The 17,762-nt window shown below is 66.7% G+C and carries 18 protein-coding genes; 6 read left to right on the top strand and 12 right to left on the bottom strand.

The window, feature by feature from the left end; translation table 11 throughout:
- Positions 1–13 precede the first annotated feature (13 nt).
- Both FFS08_RS12575 and leuA read left to right on the top strand, forming a co-directional pair.
- A complete protein-coding gene (locus tag FFS08_RS12575; protein ID WP_137862245.1) occupies positions 14–238 on the top strand; it encodes a hypothetical protein in 225 nt (74 codons plus the stop codon).
- Positions 239–400: 162 nt separating this feature from the next.
- Positions 401–2,059, top strand: coding sequence for a 2-isopropylmalate synthase (gene leuA, locus FFS08_RS12570; protein WP_137862244.1), 1,659 nt, complete (start codon positions 401–403; stop codon positions 2,057–2,059).
- Between the two features lie 256 nt (positions 2,060–2,315).
- Here leuA and FFS08_RS12565 read toward each other — a convergent pair whose 3' ends face one another.
- From FFS08_RS12565 to folE, 3 genes are read right to left on the bottom strand one after another with little or no spacing between them, the layout of a single operon-like run.
- The gene (locus FFS08_RS12565; protein WP_137862243.1) at positions 2,316–2,687 is read right to left on the bottom strand and encodes a dihydroneopterin aldolase; all 372 of its coding nucleotides are present in this window, start codon (positions 2,685–2,687) and stop codon (positions 2,316–2,318) included.
- The gene (locus FFS08_RS12560) at positions 2,680–3,444 is read right to left on the bottom strand and encodes an SDR family oxidoreductase (protein ID WP_137862242.1); all 765 of its coding nucleotides are present in this window, start codon (positions 3,442–3,444) and stop codon (positions 2,680–2,682) included. The genes FFS08_RS12565 and FFS08_RS12560 overlap by 8 nt, the downstream gene beginning before the upstream one ends.
- Positions 3,444–4,064, bottom strand: a complete 621-nt coding sequence (gene folE, locus FFS08_RS12555; protein WP_137862241.1) for a GTP cyclohydrolase I FolE — start codon at positions 4,062–4,064, stop codon at positions 3,444–3,446. The genes FFS08_RS12560 and folE overlap by 1 nt, the downstream gene beginning before the upstream one ends.
- Positions 4,065–4,294: 230 nt before the next feature.
- On the opposite strand from folE, the gene FFS08_RS12550 reads away from it, so the two are divergent.
- Positions 4,295–6,973 carry a TonB-dependent receptor gene (locus FFS08_RS12550; protein ID WP_137862240.1) on the top strand — a complete coding sequence of 893 codons (2,679 nt, stop codon included), beginning with the start codon at positions 4,295–4,297 and terminating at the stop codon, positions 6,971–6,973.
- A gap of 93 nt (positions 6,974–7,066) precedes the next feature.
- Here FFS08_RS12550 and FFS08_RS12545 read toward each other — a convergent pair whose 3' ends face one another.
- Both FFS08_RS12545 and FFS08_RS12540 read right to left on the bottom strand, forming a co-directional pair.
- Complete coding sequence (locus tag FFS08_RS12545; RefSeq protein ID WP_137862239.1) at positions 7,067–7,933, bottom strand: hypothetical protein; 867 nt, start codon at positions 7,931–7,933, stop codon at positions 7,067–7,069.
- 46 nt (positions 7,934–7,979) lie between these two features.
- Positions 7,980–8,582: a TMEM175 family protein gene (locus tag FFS08_RS12540; RefSeq protein WP_137862238.1), complete on the bottom strand. Its 603-nt coding sequence runs from the start codon at positions 8,580–8,582 to the stop codon at positions 7,980–7,982.
- A gap of 80 nt (positions 8,583–8,662) precedes the next feature.
- Here FFS08_RS12540 and FFS08_RS12535 point away from each other — a divergent pair, with 80 nt between their 5' ends.
- On the top strand, positions 8,663–9,052 hold the full coding sequence (locus tag FFS08_RS12535) for a VOC family protein (RefSeq protein WP_137862237.1): 390 nt from the start codon (positions 8,663–8,665) through the stop codon (positions 9,050–9,052).
- 24 nt (positions 9,053–9,076) lie between these two features.
- On the opposite strand, the gene ilvC is transcribed toward FFS08_RS12535, so the two are convergent.
- From ilvC to miaA, 4 genes are all read right to left on the bottom strand, one after another.
- On the bottom strand, positions 9,077–10,096 hold the full coding sequence (ilvC, locus tag FFS08_RS12530) for a ketol-acid reductoisomerase (protein WP_137862236.1): 1,020 nt from the start codon (positions 10,094–10,096) through the stop codon (positions 9,077–9,079).
- Positions 10,097–10,211: 115 nt separating this feature from the next.
- Positions 10,212–10,727 (bottom strand): acetolactate synthase small subunit, encoded by a 516-nt coding sequence (gene ilvN, locus FFS08_RS12525; protein ID WP_086128979.1) that lies wholly within the window; start codon positions 10,725–10,727, stop codon positions 10,212–10,214.
- Positions 10,728–10,731: 4 nt separating this feature from the next.
- The gene (ilvB, locus tag FFS08_RS12520) at positions 10,732–12,480 is read right to left on the bottom strand and encodes a biosynthetic-type acetolactate synthase large subunit (RefSeq protein ID WP_137862235.1); all 1,749 of its coding nucleotides are present in this window, start codon (positions 12,478–12,480) and stop codon (positions 10,732–10,734) included.
- A gap of 80 nt (positions 12,481–12,560) precedes the next feature.
- Positions 12,561–13,490, bottom strand: a complete 930-nt coding sequence (gene miaA, locus FFS08_RS12515) for a tRNA (adenosine(37)-N6)-dimethylallyltransferase MiaA (RefSeq protein ID WP_137862234.1) — start codon at positions 13,488–13,490, stop codon at positions 12,561–12,563.
- Here miaA and serB point away from each other — a divergent pair.
- Both serB and FFS08_RS12505 read left to right on the top strand, forming a co-directional pair.
- Positions 13,483–14,361 carry a phosphoserine phosphatase SerB gene (serB, locus tag FFS08_RS12510; RefSeq protein WP_137862233.1) on the top strand — a complete coding sequence of 293 codons (879 nt, stop codon included), beginning with the start codon at positions 13,483–13,485 and terminating at the stop codon, positions 14,359–14,361. The two genes, miaA and serB, sit on opposite strands and share 8 nt — an antisense overlap.
- 266 nt (positions 14,362–14,627) lie before the next feature.
- Positions 14,628–14,954 carry a GIY-YIG nuclease family protein gene (locus FFS08_RS12505; protein ID WP_331483873.1) on the top strand — a complete coding sequence of 109 codons (327 nt, stop codon included), beginning with the start codon at positions 14,628–14,630 and terminating at the stop codon, positions 14,952–14,954.
- A gap of 209 nt (positions 14,955–15,163) precedes the next feature.
- On the opposite strand, the gene FFS08_RS12500 is transcribed toward FFS08_RS12505, so the two are convergent.
- From FFS08_RS12500 to FFS08_RS12490, 3 genes are read right to left on the bottom strand one after another with little or no spacing between them, the layout of a single operon-like run.
- Positions 15,164–15,862: a DUF4336 domain-containing protein gene (locus tag FFS08_RS12500; RefSeq protein ID WP_137862232.1), complete on the bottom strand. Its 699-nt coding sequence runs from the start codon at positions 15,860–15,862 to the stop codon at positions 15,164–15,166.
- A gap of 29 nt (positions 15,863–15,891) precedes the next feature.
- A complete protein-coding gene (locus tag FFS08_RS12495; RefSeq protein ID WP_137862231.1) occupies positions 15,892–16,686 on the bottom strand; it encodes a MipA/OmpV family protein in 795 nt (264 codons plus the stop codon).
- Positions 16,687–16,730: 44 nt separating this feature from the next.
- Entirely contained in the window at positions 16,731–17,684 is a 954-nt protein-coding gene (locus FFS08_RS12490; RefSeq protein WP_137862230.1) for an SPOR domain-containing protein, read from the bottom strand.
- Positions 17,685–17,762: the final 78 nt, after the last annotated feature.

The following is a 17,762-nucleotide window of genomic DNA, read 5'->3' as shown; positions in this document are numbered from 1 at the left end:
AGGGGAAGGCGGGATGCGCGGTCTGGTGCTCGGCGGGTTACTGATTCTGACGAGCTGCGGCGGTGGCGGGACCATCGGCACCAACTATTCCGAACCGCCGCCCATGGCCGAGATCGTCGCCACGCCGAGCCCGAGGGCGAGCGAGACGCCCGAGCCGGTGGCGGCGAGCAACAATGTTGCGGAGGAAGCGCCCGCGGCGACGGAAAACGAAAATACGGCAATGGTAAACGTAATGTAAGGTGGACAAGGCTGCGCGGGCTTGTCTAAGGGAGCCCGACATGACGACCCGCGCGCTTCTTGGTCTGCGACTTATCCGCCCTTAGGGGCCGGACGCATATGCGCACGCCCCTAAGGGCACTTCACGATTGAGAACCAAGTCTCCAGCCGAGAGAGAGCTGTCATGTTGCGCGATCCGTCCATCAAATACCGTCCCTTCCCCCAGGTAAACCTGCCCGGCCGCCAATGGCCGAGCCGCACCATCACCAAGGCGCCTCGCTGGCTGTCGACCGACATGCGCGACGGCAACCAGGCGCTGATCGACCCGATGGACGCGGAGAAGAAGACTCGCTTCTTCGAGCTGCTCTGCAAGGTGGGCGTGAAGGAGATCGAAGTCGGCTTCCCCAGCGCCGGCGCCACCGAGTTCGACTTCATCTCGGGCCTGGTCCAGCAGGACAGGATCCCCGACGACGTGATCGTCCAGGTGCTGACCCAGTCGCGCCAGGACCTGATCGAGACCAGCTTCCAGAGCCTGAAGGGTGCCAGGAAGGCGATCGTCCACCTCTACAACGCCGTCTCGCCAGCCTGGCGCCGCATCGTGTTCGGGATGAGCCGCGAGGAGATCAAGGCGATCGCGGTGGCTGGCGCCAAGGTGCTGCGCGACGAGGCGGCCAGGCAGCCCGACACCGACTGGCATTTCGAATACAGCCCCGAGACCTTCTCCACCGCCGAGCTCGATTTCTCGGTCGAGGTCTGCGAGGCGGTGATGGATATCCTGCGCCCGACCACCGAGCGCCCGCTGATCCTCAACCTGCCGGCGACGGTCGAGGCGGCGACGCCCAACATCTATGCCGACCAGATCGAGTGGTTCTGCCGCAACATCCGAAGCCGCGAAACGGTGGTGATCAGCCTGCATACGCACAACGACCGCGGCACCGGCGTCGCCGCGTCGGAGCTGGGGCTGCTGGCGGGCGCGGACCGGGTCGAGGGCTGCCTGTTCGGCAATGGCGAGCGCACCGGCAATGTCGACCTCGTCACGCTGGCGCTCAACATGTACACGCAAGGCGTTGATCCGGGCCTGGATTTCTCGAACATCGACGAAGTGATCCAGACAGTCGAATATTGCAACCAGATCCCCGTCCACCCGCGCCACCCCTATGCCGGCGACCTGGTGTTCACGGCTTTCTCGGGCAGCCATCAGGACGCGATCAAGAAGGGCTTCGCGGCGCAGGAAGCGCGCAACGACGAATTCTGGGACGTGCCGTATCTGCCGATCGATCCCAAGGACCTGGGCCGCGACTATGAGGCAGTGATCCGGGTGAACTCGCAATCGGGCAAGGGCGGCGTCGCCTGGGTGCTCGAGCAGGACAGGGGGCTGAAACTGCCCAAGCGGATGCAGGCGGATTTCTCGCGCCACGTCCAGGCGCTGGCCGACGAGACCAGCCGCGAGCTCAATGCGGCGGATATCTGGGGCCGGTTCGAGCAGACCTATCTGCCGGGCGAGAAGGATCGTTTCGCGCTGGTCGATTACGAGGAGACCGGTGCCGCCGGACAGCGCGTGTTCGTCGGCCGGATCGCGGTGGACGGAGAAGCGCGCTCGATCTCGGGGCGCGGCAACGGCCTGATCTCGGGCGTGATCGACGCGCTGGCGGGCACGACCGGGCCGGCGCTCGACGTGGTCGACTATAGCGAGCATGCGATCGGCCATGGCGCCGATGCGCAGGCCGCGGCCTATGTCGAATGCCGGACCGCCGACGGGCGCACGGTGTTCGGCGTGGGCATCGATGCGGACATCGCGACTGCCTCCGTCCGGGCGGTGCTCAGCGCGGCGAACCGGGCCTAGGTTGGGGCTCATTCAGCTAATTCCGTTATCCCCGCGCAGGCGGGGATCCAGGGTAGCAGGGGATACCGGCGCCATCATGCGAACGCCGTCCGAAGAGGGCAGGATGTGCCGCACCCGCTCCACGCATAACTCTGGATCCCCGCCTGCGCGGGGATGACGAAGGAACGTCAGATACTTGTTTGGGTTCTCAGTCCAGGCCAGGCGGCCATATTCTTCCTTCGCCATCCCGGCTCAGGGTCGGGATGACGAAGGGAAATCAGATATTTGTTTGAGCTTTCGGCCGATCCCGGGTCAGTTCGCAGCCGATGCGCGCGTCCGGATAGATGTCGAGCTTCATGGAGCGAACGGTGACGCGGATCACCCGCTCGTCTGCCAATGCCAGCGCCGCGACTTGCTCGCAGAGCGTTTCCTGCAGCTCGAAATGGCGCGATTCCGCCAGCGCGTGGATGCCGGTGCGCAGAAAGTCGTAATCGACCACCGCGTCGATCCGGTCCTCTGGCGGCGCGGGATAGCGGCACGTCATTGCGACGTGCAGCGTCACGCGCTGGGGCGCGGCGCGTTCCTCGGGATGGATGCCCAGACCCATCGCCACTTCGAGCCCGTCGAGCAGGATCGTGTATTCAGCCAATGGGACGCTCCCGGCCTTCGAACATCACGTCGCCGTCGCGCTGCAGGAAGCGCTGGCCGCAATCGACGAAGACATTCTGCCCGGTGATGCTCCGGGTGGTGAGCAGATGCTCGACGGTGGCGGCGATGTCGGCCAGCGCGACGGGGCGCTGGAGCAGGTTCTGCCGGGCATGGTCGGCGAACTCCTCGGCCGTCTGGTCGAGACTCGGGAGCGTGAGGCCGGGCGAGACTGCGTTGACGCGGATGCGCGGAGCCAGGCCGCGGGCAAGCAGCTCGGTCGCGGTGGCGAGCGCCGCCTTGCTGAGCGTGTAAGTGAGGAAATCCGGATTGAGGTTGGCGAGCTTCTGGTCGAGCAGGTTGACCACCGCGCCCTGATCGAGATCGTCCTGCGCCCCCAGCGCTGAGGCGAGCGCGACCGGCGCGCCGCAATTCACGCGCATGTGCCGGTCGAGCAGCGCGAAGTCGGAGAGGGGCAGGGCGTCCCAGGCGAATTGGGAGGCGTTGTTGACCAGCCCTTCCACCGCGCCGCCCAGCCCATTCCGGGCCGCTTCGATCAGCGCGGCGGCGGTCCCGGCCTCGGCCAGTTCGCCGCTCACCACGCAGGCGCTGCCGCCCTCGGCTTCGATCTGCGCGCGCAGGGCCTCGGCTTCCTCGGGGGCATGGTGATGATGGATCGCCACGGCATGGCCGCGCAGCGCCAGCCGACGGGCGATCGCCGCGCCGATCCGCCTCGCGCCGCCGGTGACCAATATCCGCATCAATAGCCCATCAGCTTGAGCACTTCCTGGCGGCTGCGCTCGTCGTCGCGGAACACGCCCATCATCCGGCTGGTGACCATGCCGACACCCGGCGTGCGAACGCCGCGCGCGGTCATGCAGCCATGCGTCGCCTCGATCACCACCGCCACGCCCTGGGGCCGCAGGCGCTCCCAGATGCAGTCCGCGACTTGCGCGGTGAGCCTTTCCTGCACCTGGAGCCGGCTGGCGAAGCCGTGCAGCACGCGCGCGAGCTTCGAGATGCCGACGACCCGGTCCTTGGGGAGGTAGGCGATCGACGCCTTGCCGGTGATCGGGGCCATGTGATGCTCGCAGTGCGACTGGAACGGAATACCGTTCAACAGGACGATGTCGTCATAGCCGCCCACTTCCTCGAACACGCGGCCCAGGTGATGCGCGGGATCCTCGCCATAGCCCTGGCAATATTCCTTCCAGGCGCGGGCGACGCGTTGCGGCGTGTCGAGCAGTCCCTCGCGCGCGGGATCGTCGCCGGCCCAGCGGATCAGCGTGCGGATCGCGTCCGAAACTTCGGCGGGGACCGGAATTTTCGCCGATGGCGCAACGATGTCGCCATCTTCGGGGCCCTCGTGATCATGCACCATTTTCTTCTCTTCCTCGCGACTTTCGGGCTTTACGCTACGGCATCTGCCGTTCTTGCAGAAACCGGGTGTGGCTCAACTGTATCTCATCGAGAAAAACGGCAGGAAACTGCGGAGTTCCGGCCCTTATCCCCGTTGACGGGCTGAAAAATGCAGCGTTAGTTTCGTTCGCGATAAAAGCAACGCCGTGACCGGTAGCAGCCGGCCGGCGCCCAAGGAGGGGGATGCACCCGATGAAGAAGCTCGACCTGCTCGCGGCGACTGCGCTCACGCTGTTCTTCGCGACGCCCGCCTTTGCCCAGCAGCAGACCACGACGGCGCCCGCCGCGGACGACAGCCAGGAATATACCTCGGCCAACGAGATCGTCGTGACGGCGACCCGCCGCAACGAGACCGTGCAGGACGTGCCGATCGCGATCACCGCCATCGGTGCCGCCGAGCTGCAGAATGCGGGCGTCGACAATATCCGCGATCTCGAGCAGCTCGCGCCGTCGATCCAGAGCTCGACCGGCCAGTCCTCTGCGACCGGCACCACCATCTATCTGCGCGGCATCACCACCGGCGGCGACAATCCGGGCTTCGAGCCGGCGGTCGGCGTGTTCATCGACGGCGTGTTCCGCGCCCGCGCCGGCGTCGCCATCTCCGAGCTGCCCGAGCTGGAGCGTGTCGAAGTGCTGCGCGGCCCGCAGGGCACGCTGTTCGGCCGCAACACCTCGGCCGGCGCGCTCAGCATCTACACCGCGATGCCGCAGTTCGAGACCCATGGCTATGTCGAGGGCACCTATGGCAACTACAATGCCTATGGCGTCAAGGGCGCGATCACCGGCCCGGTGAGCGACGGCCTCGCCCTGCGCCTCGACGGGAGCTATCGCAAGCGCGACGGCTATATCAAGGACGCCAATAGCGACCGCCGCTTCAACGATATCGATCGCTGGGCGCTGCGCGGCCAGGCCCTGCTCGACAAGGGCGACGTGACCTTCCGCCTGATCGGCGACTATTACGAGACCAACGAAGTCTGCTGCGCCACCGTTTCGGTCGTGCGCGGCGGCATCGCCCAGGTGATCAACGGCATCGCCGCGGCGCAGGGCCGGGTCGGCATCTACACCGGCGCGCCCAGCGACCGTATCCAGGCCGCGTCGCCCAATCGCAACTATGGCGAGAAGGTGAAGGACTGGGGTCTTTCGGGCGAGCTCAACTGGGATCTGGGCGACGTCAAGCTGACTTCGATCACTGCCTATCGCGACTGGCGCGCGCTGCGCAGCCAGGACATCGACTTCTCGGGCATCGATCGTGCCTATCGCGACGGCTACAAGACCCGGCTGAAGGACTTCACCCAGGAAGTCCGCTTCCAGGGTTCGGCCTTTGGCGGCGTGCTCGACTGGCTCGTCGGCGGCTTCTACCTGCACGAGCAGAACGACCTTACCGACACGGTGCGCGTGGGCAACGACGCCAATCTGTATGTCGACTCGGTGTTCAACGCGCTCGCCGGCCCGTCCTTCGGCGGCAAGGTGCAGTTCTACGGCTCGCTTGGGCCGACGGTGCCGACGCCGGGCGCGGTGTTCCTCAATCCGGCGGTGCCCAACTCGTTGCCGGCGCTCCAGGCGGTCTATGGCGCCACGCTCGCGCCGCTGGTCGGCTGTTTCCGGGCCCAGGCGGGCACGGCGCCGGGCAGCCTCTGCGTGATCCCGGGCTTCCCGTCGACGCCGATCCCCGGCCTCGCCGCGCTGGCCGCTTCGCCGCTGCCGGGCGCCTCCGCCGGCCAGGGCAACAACAACGACCAGTTCGGCGTGAAGACCGATGCCTTCGCGCTGTTCACCCACAACATCATCAACATCAGCGACAATTTCTCGCTGACGCTCGGCGCGCGCTGGAACCATGAGCGCAAGGCGATGAACGCGTCGATCAACAACAACACCGGCAGTTGCACCTTCTTCAACCAGGTGCGGGCGGGCAATCCGGCGGCGACGGCCTATGCCAGCCTGCTCAAGCAGCTCGGCATCTTCAACAACCTGTATCTGCTGAGCTGCAATCCGGCGGTGAACACCGAGTTCAACGGCAACTACACCGACAGCTTCACCGACGACAAGATCACCGGCACCGTGAAGCTGGCCTACAAGCTCTCGCACAAGCTGCTGATCTACGGAAGCTACGATCACGGCTACAAGTCGGGCGGCTACAACCTCGATCAGGCGACCTTCGACTCGGTGCTGCTCGGCGGCAACGGTCCGCAGGGCCGCGACCTGCGCTTCGGGGCGGAAACCAACGACGCCTTCGAAATCGGCACCAAGTTCAGCCCGAACCGCGCCTTCTCGCTGAACATCGCCGCCTTCTACATGAACTTCTACAACCTGCAGTCGCTGGTGTTCTCGGGCAACAACTTCGTCGTCCAGAACGTGCCCAAGAGCGTCTCGAAGGGCGTCGAGATCGAATCGACGATCCGGCCGTCCAAGAACCTGACCTTCCAGCTGGGCTACAGCTATATCGACGCCCAATATTCCAAGTCGAACAACTTCACGGGCACGCCGCTGCAGGGCCAGGAAGGCCGCCAGTTCCAGAACCAGCCGAAGCACACGGTGACCGGCTCGGTGACCTGGGAACCGCAGATCACGAGCGGACTCAAGGGGCTCATCCATATGGATGCCCGCTACAACAGCGAAGTCGACATCCCGTCGAGCAACCCCGATCCGGTGACCGGTCACACGGCGATCCGCAACGAGGGCTATGGGCTGATCAACGGCTCGATCGGCCTGCAGTCGAACGACGGGAAGATCCGCGGCGAAGTGTTCGTCGAGAACCTGACCAACACTTTCTACTTCATCTCGGGCTTCGCGGTGCCGGAGCAAACCGGCAACTATAACGGCTATCCGGGCTATCCGCGCTTCTATGGCGCGCGGCTGCGCTTCGGCTTCTAAGGTCGGGCCATCGACCAGGGATTAGGGCGCTCCGGGAGACCGGGGCGCCCTTTTCGCATGCGGACCGCGTGAGCGCCCGGGGTGGTGCTTCCCTCACTGGGCGGCGTGCGGCCTGACCGGGCTGTACGCGCTGCTATCCTGTCCGAAGATCACTCGAATATCCCGCGGATCGCCCTTGCGATCGCAATCGAGCACGACGGCCCGTTCGCCCGTCCAGAGGGCGCGCCCGGCGCAGTCCGGTATGGCGGACATGCGATAGAGCGGGGCCGTCCCGGAATAGCCGCCGACCTGGTATTTCTGCACGGTGTAGGCAATGGTCTGGAAGAGCGTGAACGCTGCGAGAACGAGCGTTGCCGCAGCGGTGATTCCCGCACGGAAAGTCCGGTGCCGTCGAACGCGCAGCGCGGCCTGGCTGAGCAAGCCCACAACCACGACGCCGCCCGTCGACGCCGCCGCTGCCGCGCCCGGGTCGGCCTGGGCCCGTGACAGGCCCCAGATGCCGAGGACGAACACGAAGCCGGCAAGGCCTAGCGCGATGCGCCGCAGCCAGCGCAGCCGCCCCCGGAAGCCGCCGACGAACCATGCGGCGAGGAACGCGATGGCGAGAGGAATGGTGAAGAACAGAAGCGACAGGCCCGACATCGCGACATCGGCGAATGTCGCGAGCTGGAGGAAATTCAGGCCCCAGCGATCAAAGACCGCCTGGTTCGCGAGGATCGAGAGCGCGAAGGAAGCGGCTGTCACGACGGAGAAATATTCGGTCAGCCGCTTGCCCAGCCGAATGCCTTCGGGCCGTGCGGGCGCGGCGTCGGGGGCGGGATCCGTTTCGATGTCGTCCTGCCGCTTCGCTGAAGGCGCAGCGCGGCGTCGGCGTGTTGGTTCCGTCATGAAATCCCCCGAAATAGGCGGGACCCTTAGCCGGAAGCGCGCGTGCGGGTGAAGCCTTGCCTTCGGGTGCACCTGTCCGTCGCCGGAAGGGGGCGATGCCGGCCGTCCCGGCGGCGCTTCACTCCCCGAACAGCGCGTCGACCGGGCTTTTGGGCAGGAACCACAGCACCGCCACCACCGCGGCGCAGGCGAGGCCGGCCCAGGGGGAGGCGAAGGTGAGAGCGATGCCGCTGAGATAGATGGCCGAGGCGACCGCCCCCTTGCGCAGGGTGCGGTGGTGATAGGCCTGGGCGGCCTCGTCCTGGCGGCCGGTCCGGCGGATGACCGACTGGAGCCACACATAGGCGAAGCTCGGCAGCATCATCACGCACATATAGACCAGGGTCGCGTCATGGCTGAAATGCTGCTCGCCCAGATAGGCAGTGGCGAAGGGCACCAGCGACAAGGTGAAGAGCAGGGCGATGTTGGCCCAGAGCAGATCGTTGGTGATCCGCGAGGCATGGGCGAACAGCCGATGGTGGTTCACCCAATAGATCGCGACATAGGCATAGCTGAGCACATAGGCGGTGAAGACCGGCCAGAGCGCCCAGAGATGCGCGAGGCCGTGCTCCTCGGGCGCCTTCATCTCGAGCACCATGATCGTGATGATGATCGCGATCACGCCGTCGGAAAAGGCTTCCACGCGATTGACGCCGCCCCGGCCTTCGTCCGTCTCGTTCAAGTCAGCCCCCTTTTCTCGCTACGTTGACGATGCTTATAGTTCGATATCGAGCGCCGGGAACCGTCCCGAAGGAGGAAAGGATGCACGTCCCACCCGGCTTCACCACGCTGTTTCCCTATCTCTTCGTTGATGGGGCGCGGGCCTATCTCGACTTTTTGGTGCGGGGCCTGGGCGGCGAGATCGTCGGCGTGCACCAGACGCCCGACGGCGTGGTCCGCAATGCCCAGCTGCGTTTCGGCGACACCATCATCATGGTGAGCGAGGTGGGCGAGGGGCGCGAGCCGACCCGCGGCACCTATTATCTCTATGTCGAGGATGCGGACGCGGCGATGGCGCGCGGCGTGGCGGCGGGCGGGGCGATGGAAAGCGAAGTGGGCGACCGGGTCTATGGCGACCGGCAGGGCGGGCTTCGCGATCCCGCGGGCAATATCTGGTGGCTGTCGCAGCGGCTGGCGCCGGGCCCCTATTGAGGCCCGGCGCCGCACGCCCTCTCCTTAGTTCTTGGTCTGGTCGACCAGCTTGTTGGCGCCGATCCAGGGCATCATCGCGCGCAGCTCGCTGCCGACCTGCTCGATCTGGTGGCGCTTGGCGGCGATGCGGCTGGCCTTGAGCTCGGGCTGGCCGGCGCGGTTGTCGAGCACGAAGTCCTTGACGAAGCGCCCTGACTGGATGTCGGCCAGCACCCGCTTCATTTCCTTCTTGGTTTCCTCGGTGATGATGCGCGGACCGGTCTTGATGTCACCATATTCGGCGGTGTTCGAGATCGAATAGCGCATGTTGGCGATGCCGCCCTCATACATCAGGTCGACGATGAGCTTCAGCTCATGGAGGCACTCGAAATAGGCCATTTCGGGCGCATAGCCGGCCTCGACCAGCGTCTCGAACCCGGCCTGGACCAGCGCGGTGGTGCCGCCGCACAGCACGGCCTGCTCGCCGAACAGATCGGTCTCGCATTCCTCGCGGAAATTGGTCTCGATGATGCCCGAGCGGCCGCCGCCGACGCCGGAGGCATAAGCAAGTGCGAGGTCGTGCGCGTTGCCGCTGGCATCCTGGTGGATCGCGATCAGGCAGGGGACGCCGCCGCCGCGGACATATTCCGATCGCACGGTGTGGCCGGGGCCCTTGGGCGCGATCATGATCACGTCGATGTCCGCCGGCGGCTCGATCAGGCTGAAATGGATGTTGAGGCCGTGCGCGAAGGCGAGGGCGGCGCCGGGGCGCAGATTGCCCTTGATGTCGTTCTCCCAGATCGCCGCCTGATGCTCGTCGGGCGCGAGGATCATCAGGATGTCGGCCCATTCGGCCGCTTCCTTGTTCGGCAGCACCCTGAAGCCGGCGCCCTCCGCCTTCTTCGCCGAGGCCGAGCCGGGGCGGAGCGCGATGGCGACTTCCTTCACCCCGCTGTCGCGCAGGTTCTGCGCATGGGCATGACCCTGCGAGCCATAGCCGAGAATGGCGATCTTCTTGCCGGCGATCAGGTTCAGATCGGCGTCGCGATCATAATAGACACGCATTTCTTTCTCTTCCCTTTGTGATCGTCATCCCCGCGAAGGCCGGGATCCAGGGCAACAGGCCGAACCGCTCGTGACTCTGGCCCCCCGCCTTCGCGGGGGTGACGGAATGAAAAACTCAGGCCGCCTCGGCCCCTCTCGCGATCGCGACGATGCCGGTGCGGGCCACCTCGACCAGGCCAAGATCGCGCATCAGCTCGACGAACTTGTCCAGCTTCTCCGATCCGCCCGTCACTTCGAAGACGAAGCTCGAAGTGGTCGCGTCGACCACACGGGCGCGGTACACTTCGGCGAGGCGCAGGGCCTCGATCCGGTGCTCGCCGGTGCCCGCCACCTTCACCAGCGCCAGCTCGCGCTCGACATGCGGGCCGAAGGCCGTGAGGTCGGTCACCTTGTGCACCGGCACCAGCCGCTCGAGCTGGGCGATGATCTGTTCCATCACCGGGGCCGAGGCCTCGGTGACGATGGTGATCCGGCTGATCAGGTCGTCGTCGCTGATCTCGGACACAGTGAGCGACGAGATGTTGTAGCCGCGCGCAGTGAACAGGCCGGCGATCCGGGCAAGGATGCCCGGCTCGTTGTCGACGATGACGGCGAGCGTGTGCCGCTCGACTGCTTCTTCCTTGATGTGCATGGGGTCAGACCAGCGCCTTGGCTTCGTCGTCCATCTCGCCCGAGACTTCGGCCGATTGGAGCAGCATTTCGGTATGGGCGGCGCCCGACGGGATCATCGGGAAGCAGTTGGCGAGCTTGGCCACCCTGCAATCCACCAGCACCGGCCCGTCATGCGCGAGCATCTCGGCGATGCCGGGGTCGAGCTGGTCGCGCGTCTCGATGCGGATGCCCTTCCAGCCATAAGCCTCTGCCAGCTTTACGAAATCGGGCAGCGCGTCGCTGTAGCTCTCCGAATAGCGCGACTGATAGGTCAGCTGCTGCCACTGGCGGACCATGCCCATATATTCGTTGTTCAGGATGAAGATCTTGACCGGCAGGCGATATTGGGTCGCCGTGGCCAGCTCCTGGATGTTCATCTGGATCGAGGCTTCGCCGGCGATGTCGATCACCAGCGCGTCCGGATTGCCCAGCTGGGCGCCGATCGCGGCCGGCAGGCCATAGCCCATCGTCCCCAGGCCGCCCGAGGTCAGCCACTTGTTCGGATCGTCGAAGTGGAAGTGCTGGGCCGCCCACATCTGGTGCTGGCCGACTTCGGTGGTGATGATCGGGGCCTTGTCCCTGGTCGCTTCCCACAGGGCGCGGATCGCGCGCTGGGGCATGATGACCCGGGGATCGCTTTCCTGGAAGTCGAGGCAGCCCACCTGGCGCCAGCCCTGGATGCGGCTCCACCATTCAGACAGGTCGGGACGGGGATGTTGGCGAAGGTTCCACGTATCGAGCATCGCCCGGAGCGCCGAACCGACGTCCGCCACGATGGGCAGGTCGACGCGGACGTTCTTGTTGATACTCGAACGGTCTATGTCGACGTGGATCTTCGCACTGTTCGGCGAAAAGGCATCGAGACGACCGGTCACACGGTCGTCGAAACGGGCACCCAGGGCAATGATCAGATCGGCCTGGTTCATCGCCAGATTGGCTTCATAGGTGCCGTGCATCCCCAGCATTCCCAGCCACTTGTCGTCCGAGGCGGGGAAGGCGCCGAGGCCCATCAGCGTCGATGTAACCGGCGCGCCCGTCATATCGGCGAGCTGGCGCAGCAGGCGCGCAGCTTCGGGACCGGAGTTTATAATCCCGCCGCCGGTATAGAAGATCGGGCGCTCGGCCGCGGCCAGCATGTCGACCGCCTTCTCGATCGCCGCCGCATCGGGCTCGATCTGCGGGCGATAGGTCTTGTGCGAGATCGGGGCGTTTTCGCCGCGCCTGGCAGTCGCGACCTGGACGTCCTTGGGAATGTCGATCACCACCGGGCCCGGCCGGCCCGAGGTGGCGATGTAAAAGGCCTCGCGGATCGTCGGCTCGAGCCGGGCGGGGTCCTTCACCAGATAATTATGCTTCGAACAGTGGCGCGTGATGCCGACCGTGTCGGCCTCCTGGAACGCATCGGTGCCGATCAGCCCGGTGGGGACCTGGCCGGTGATCACGACCATCGGAATCGAATCCATCAGCGCGTCGGTGATGCCGGTGACTGCGTTGGTCGCGCCCGGGCCCGAGGTGACGAGCACAACGCCAGGCTTGCCGGTCGCGCGGGCATAGCCCTCGGCCGCATGGGTCGCCGCCTGTTCGTGGCGGACAAGAATATGTTTGATGCGATCTTGCTTGAAGATGGCATCGTAGATCGGAAGCACCGCGCCGCCGGGATAGCCGAACACGACTTCCACACCGAGATCGCACAGCGTCTCGATCAGGATGTCTGCTCCACTCTTCTCGGTCACATCGGCCTCCGTTGGTTGCAGTGCAAGATGCACCGCCGAAGGGCGCTGCTACCTGCACGAAAACTACGCGTCAAGCCGCATTATAGTAATTTTGTTTCGAATCGTTCAACGAGTCTGTTCGTTTGTGTCTCATCCGTGCGCTCCCATTCGGGCGGCGGCTGGCGGCGGAACCAGGTGTACTGGCGCTTGGCATAGTGGCGGGTGGCGAGCGAGCCGGCGAAATGGGCTTCCTCGAAATTGCTTTCGCCCTGGAGCGCCAGGCCGATCTCGCGCACGCCGATCGCGCGCAGCACGGGGGCGTCGTGCGGCACGTCGGTGCGGGCGAGCAGCGCCGCGACTTCGCCCTGCGCCACCTGGACCATGTGGCGGAAGCGCCGGTCGATCCGGTCGGCGAGCCAGGTCCTGTCGGGAAGGAGGATCGTCGCGGCGATGCGGACCTCGCCGCCGATGCCGCCGTGACGCTGCGCCTGCCATGCGCCGAGCGACTTGCCGGTGGAGCGGACGACTTCGAGCGCGCGCGACACCCGGGCAGTATCGGCGGGCTTGAGCCGGGCCGCGGTCTCCGGGTCGCACCGGGCGAGCTCGGCATGCGCGTCGGCGACGGCCATGGCGCGCACCGCGGCGCGGATCTCCGGATCGATCTCGGGCACCGGCGCGATCCCCTCCACCAGGGTGCGCAGATACATGCCGGTGCCGCCGACCAGGATGGGGAGGCGGCCCGCCGCATGCGCTTCGGCGATCGCGCCGCGCGCCTCGGCCGCCCAGCGCGCCGCGGAATAGGCCTCCGCCCCGTCGACATGGCCGAACAGGCGGTGCGGCGCGCGCTTTTCTTCCTGCACGGTGGGGCGGGCGGTGAGCACGCGCAGATCCGCATAGACCTGCATCGAATCCGCGTTGATGACGGTGCCGCGATGCTTTTCCGCGAGCGCGAGCGCGAGCGCGGACTTGCCGCTCGCGGTCGGCCCTGCGATGAGCGCCACCAAAGGCAGGCCAGGGGATCCGATGTTCATTGCGACGCTTATAGCAGAGGGTTTGACCGCAGGGCAGCTTTCCGAGGCGGGCGACCGGCTGGCTGCGGTGCGTTGCGCGCCCGGAAGCTGGCGCTGGCTGGACGAGGGTGTGGCGGCGGACCTGGAATTCGCGATGCATCCCGATGCGGCGCGCGCGGCGCTGGAGGGCGCGTTCCCCGCGACCGACGTGGCGGTGCAGCCGGCCACAGGGCGCGCGAAGAAGCTGCTGGTGGCCGACATGGACTCCACGATGATCACCGTCGAGTGCATCGACGAGCTGGCCGATTATGCCGGGATCAAGCCGCAGATCGCCGAGGTTACCGAGCGGGCGATGCGCGGCGAGCTGGATTTCGGCGCGGCGCTCGATGCGCGGGTGGCGCTGCTGAAGGGGTTGTCCGAAGGGGCGATCGAACAGTGTCTGGCGGAGCGGGTGAAGCTGATGCCGGGCGGGAAGGCGCTGGTGCGGACGATGCGCGCACGCGGCGCGACTTGCGTGCTGGTCTCGGGCGGGTTCACCCGCTTCGCCGAGCCGGTGGCGGCGGAGATCGGCTTCAACTACGCGATCGCCAATCGGCTGGTGATCGCGGACGGCGCGCTGGACGGCACGGTCGAGCGACCGATCGTCGACAGCAACACCAAGCTGGAGACGCTGGTGGCGGTGCGCGGCGAGCGCGGGCTGGCCGCGGGGGAGACGCTGGCGGTGGGCGACGGCGCCAACGACCTGGCGATGATCCGCGCGGCCGGGCTGGGGGTGGCCTATCACGCCAAGCCGATCGTCGCGGCGGCGGCGGGCGTGCGCGTGGACCATGGCGACCTGACCGCGCTGCTCTATGCGCAGGGGATCGCGGCGAAGGATTGGGTTGTTTCCTAGGGTCAAGCCTCGATCAAGGCCTTGATTTCTTTCGTCATCCCCGCGCAGGCGGGGATCCAGGGCCAGGTGCGGAGCTGCTGTGGCAGGCCCCGTCCTCTCCAGAGGCGTTCGCGCGGTGGCGCCGATATCCCGCATTACCCTGGATCCCCGCCTTCGCGGAGATGACGGGAAGGAGGTTGGGCGATGGAACAGAGGCGATGGAACGGAAGCGAAGATACGATTAGGCGTCGCTATGACGAACACGTCCAAGCCTCGGCGTTCAAGCGATGCTAGCCGGCGCGAATGGATCGTACTCCAGCTGTCTATATCATGGCGAGCGGGCGCACGGCACGCTCTACACCGGAGTCACCTCCGACCTGCCTGGCCGCACCTACCAGCATCGTACCGGCATGCTCGATGGCTTCACCAGGGAACATGGCTGCAAGCGTCTCGTCTGGTTCGAGGTCCATGCGGAAATGGAGCCCGCGATCATCCGCGAGAAGCGGATCAAGAAATGGAATCGCGCGTGGAAACTCAAGCTGATCGAAGAGAGCAATCCGACATGGCGTGATCTCGCAGAGGACTGGGGTTTCGATCCACTGAAGGAAGAATAGCCAAGTCTTTCCTGTTGTCGCCTTCCATGGCCCCACTTCCTTCCCGTCATCCCCGCAAAGGCGGGGGCCCAGGGTAACGGGGCGGCATCCTGTGAGGCCCTGGATCCCCGCCCGCGCGGGGATGACGAGAGAATTGCGATGACGCGAGAACGGGGAGGAGGGGAAGCGGACGGCAGCGCGAGAAAGATATCGGCCTCGATCCCTGTCGGCTAAACCCCCAGCCAGCGAAAGGCGCGCGCCACCACTGCACGGGCGTCCTGCTCGATCGGCGGTCCGTGCGCGATCACGAGGCGCTCCGCCGGCCAAGCGAGGACGCGCCGCATCGCGGCCCGGGCGGCGGGGCGATCGGAAAAGGCGTAGCGGAACTTGCGCGGGACCCGTGGCTCGGGCGCGGTCATCCCGTCGAGCCGGGCGACGATCGCGCGCCAGCCGGTGAACCAGCCCGAAGGGAGGTGCTGGATCAGGTCGGTGAACAGCAGCGTGCGGCTCGGGTGGTGGAAGAAGGCCAGCTCGGTCGCGATCCGATTGCCCGGGATCGCGACCTGGTCGATCTCGCCGTCCCAGGCGAAGCCGGGGCTGTCCGTCAGGTCATCGTCGAAGTTCAGGCCGGGGTGCCGCGCGGCGAGGCCGGGCGGGGCGTGCAGCGCGGCTTGCGGAAAGGCGCGCTGCCATTCGCCCAGGAAGCGATCGTGCAGCGTGTTGGGCGCGACGAGATGGCGGACCTCGCCCAGCGCCGCGACTGCGTGGCGGAGGCCATCGGTGAGTGCGATCGGCGACCAGAGGAAGAGCGCGCCGCCCGGCAGCCGCATCACCGCCATCCGCGTCGGGTAGCGAAAGCCGGCGACTGCCACGACCGGGCCGTCCGCCAGCCAGATATCCTCGCCAAAGGGATGCAGCGTGCCTTCCATCACCACGGGTCCCTTCCGGTTTGAACGGGTCAGCGCACGCCCTTGCCGAAGGTGAAGCTGAGGCCCAGGCCGCCGGAAAGCTGGTTGCGGCTGCCGATCGGCCCGCGCGAAAGGGGGGAATCGGCGCCGTCGCCCACCAGGCGATCATAGCGGGCATAGCTGTACAGGCCCCAGCGGCGCGAGAATTGCCAGGTCGCGGTGGAGCTGATGCCGAGCGCCTGCACCGCGCTGCCATCGGCGGGATAGACCGGCAGGCCGGTGCGGGCGGCGACGGCGGGCGTGACTTCGAAATAGGCGCGGCGATATTTCGCATCGGACAGCGTGACGCGCGGCCCGATCGAGACCAGCCATTTGTCGCCGTCGCGCGCGACATAGTCGAGCCCGACACCGCCGATCAGCCCCTTATGGCCGTTGATCCCCTTGCGCAGCTCGGTGTGGAGCCGCAGCGACCTGGCGAGCCAATATTGCGCATAGCCGCCCAGTTCGATCGTGGTGCTGACTTCGTCGATCGGGGCGCCGGCTTCGCTGCGGCGCCGCGAGCCCTGGAAATTCGCGGCCGGACCGATCTCGAACCCGCCGCCCTCGAATGCAGCGAAGCCGAAGCTGTCGTCCGCAGCGATGAAGGGAAAGGGCGTATCGCCGCGCGCGACCGCGACATCGACCATCGGCGTGAGCTGAAGCTTGTCCGCCCCGGGATAATTGGGCGAGAGCTGCGGGCCGAGCGAGACGCGATAGCGGCGGGGCGGCTTGGCTTCGTCTTCCTGTGCATGCGCGGGCAGGGCGATGGCGAGCAACGGCGCGAGCGCGAGGAAACGGATCATCATGCTCGAACGCCCCTACACGCATCTCTGTTGCAGGCGCGATATGACTATTGGCTCACCGGCACGCAAGGGCTGACGCCGCGGCAGGCGCCCGCCGCTTCGCCGCGGCTGGCAAAGGGGCCGACCAGCACCTTGGTGAGGGTGCCTGCCTTCACATAGGCAACCTGCCGGCCCGGGAAGCGGCCGCCGACCTGGCTCCAGAGCCTGCGGGCATTGGCGGGATCGCCGAACGCGCCGAGCTGGAGGCGCCAGCCGCCGTCGCGGATCGGGGCGGCGGGAGGCGGCGCTGTCGCGGCAACCTTGACGGGCGCTGGCGGCGGGGTGGCACTGCCGGTGCGCGGCGGGGTACGGACGGGAGCGGTACGCGGCGGCGCCGTGCCCGCCGCCACCTCGACCGGGGGCCGTTCGGCGCCGAGCAGGGGCGCGCGGTTTGCCTCGTCCTCATATTTGCGCGCGAGGGTGAGGCCCGCCTGGCGGTCCTGCACCGTCATGTACTTGTCCATCTGCGCGAGCGCGCTCGAGGCTTCGGCGAGGCCCGATTGCGAGGAGCGGGTGACCAGCGCATAGGCGCGCACCCAGTCCTTCTGGACCACGTCGCCGTTGAAATACATCGTGCCGAGCACATACTGGGCACGCGGATCGCCGCGGCCGGCAGCGCGCTGGAGCCAGGGCGCCGCCTTGTCGCGCTTGCCGTTGGTGAAGAGCGCGAGGCCGTAGCTCGCCTCCGCCTGTTCATGGCCCTGGGCGGCGGCCTTGGCGTACCAGAGCTCGGCCTGGTTCAGGTCGGCGGCAACGCCGCGGCCGAGCTTATAGGCCTGGCCGAGATTGAACTGCGCGTCGGCATCGCCCTTCATCGCCGGGCCGCGCCAGCGATCGACGGCGCCCTTATAGTCGCCGCGCTCCCAGGCCTCGACTCCGGCCTTGACCGGATTCTCCTGCGCGAGCGCGGGCGGGGCGGCGAGCGCCATTCCGGCAACAGCGATCAACTCGAGAAGCTTCATGCGACCTTTCGACTCCCGCCCCGGCAAGATTGGATAAATGCCAGTTAACCATCGTTTGTGAAAGAAATCCTTACCCGG

This window comes from Sphingomonas sp. 1F27F7B, from assembly GCF_005503355.1.
Classification (GTDB): domain Bacteria; phylum Pseudomonadota; class Alphaproteobacteria; order Sphingomonadales; family Sphingomonadaceae; genus Sphingomonas.
Note: the sequence above shows the minus strand (reverse complement) of the source record. Positions and strands in the feature narration are given on the sequence as shown.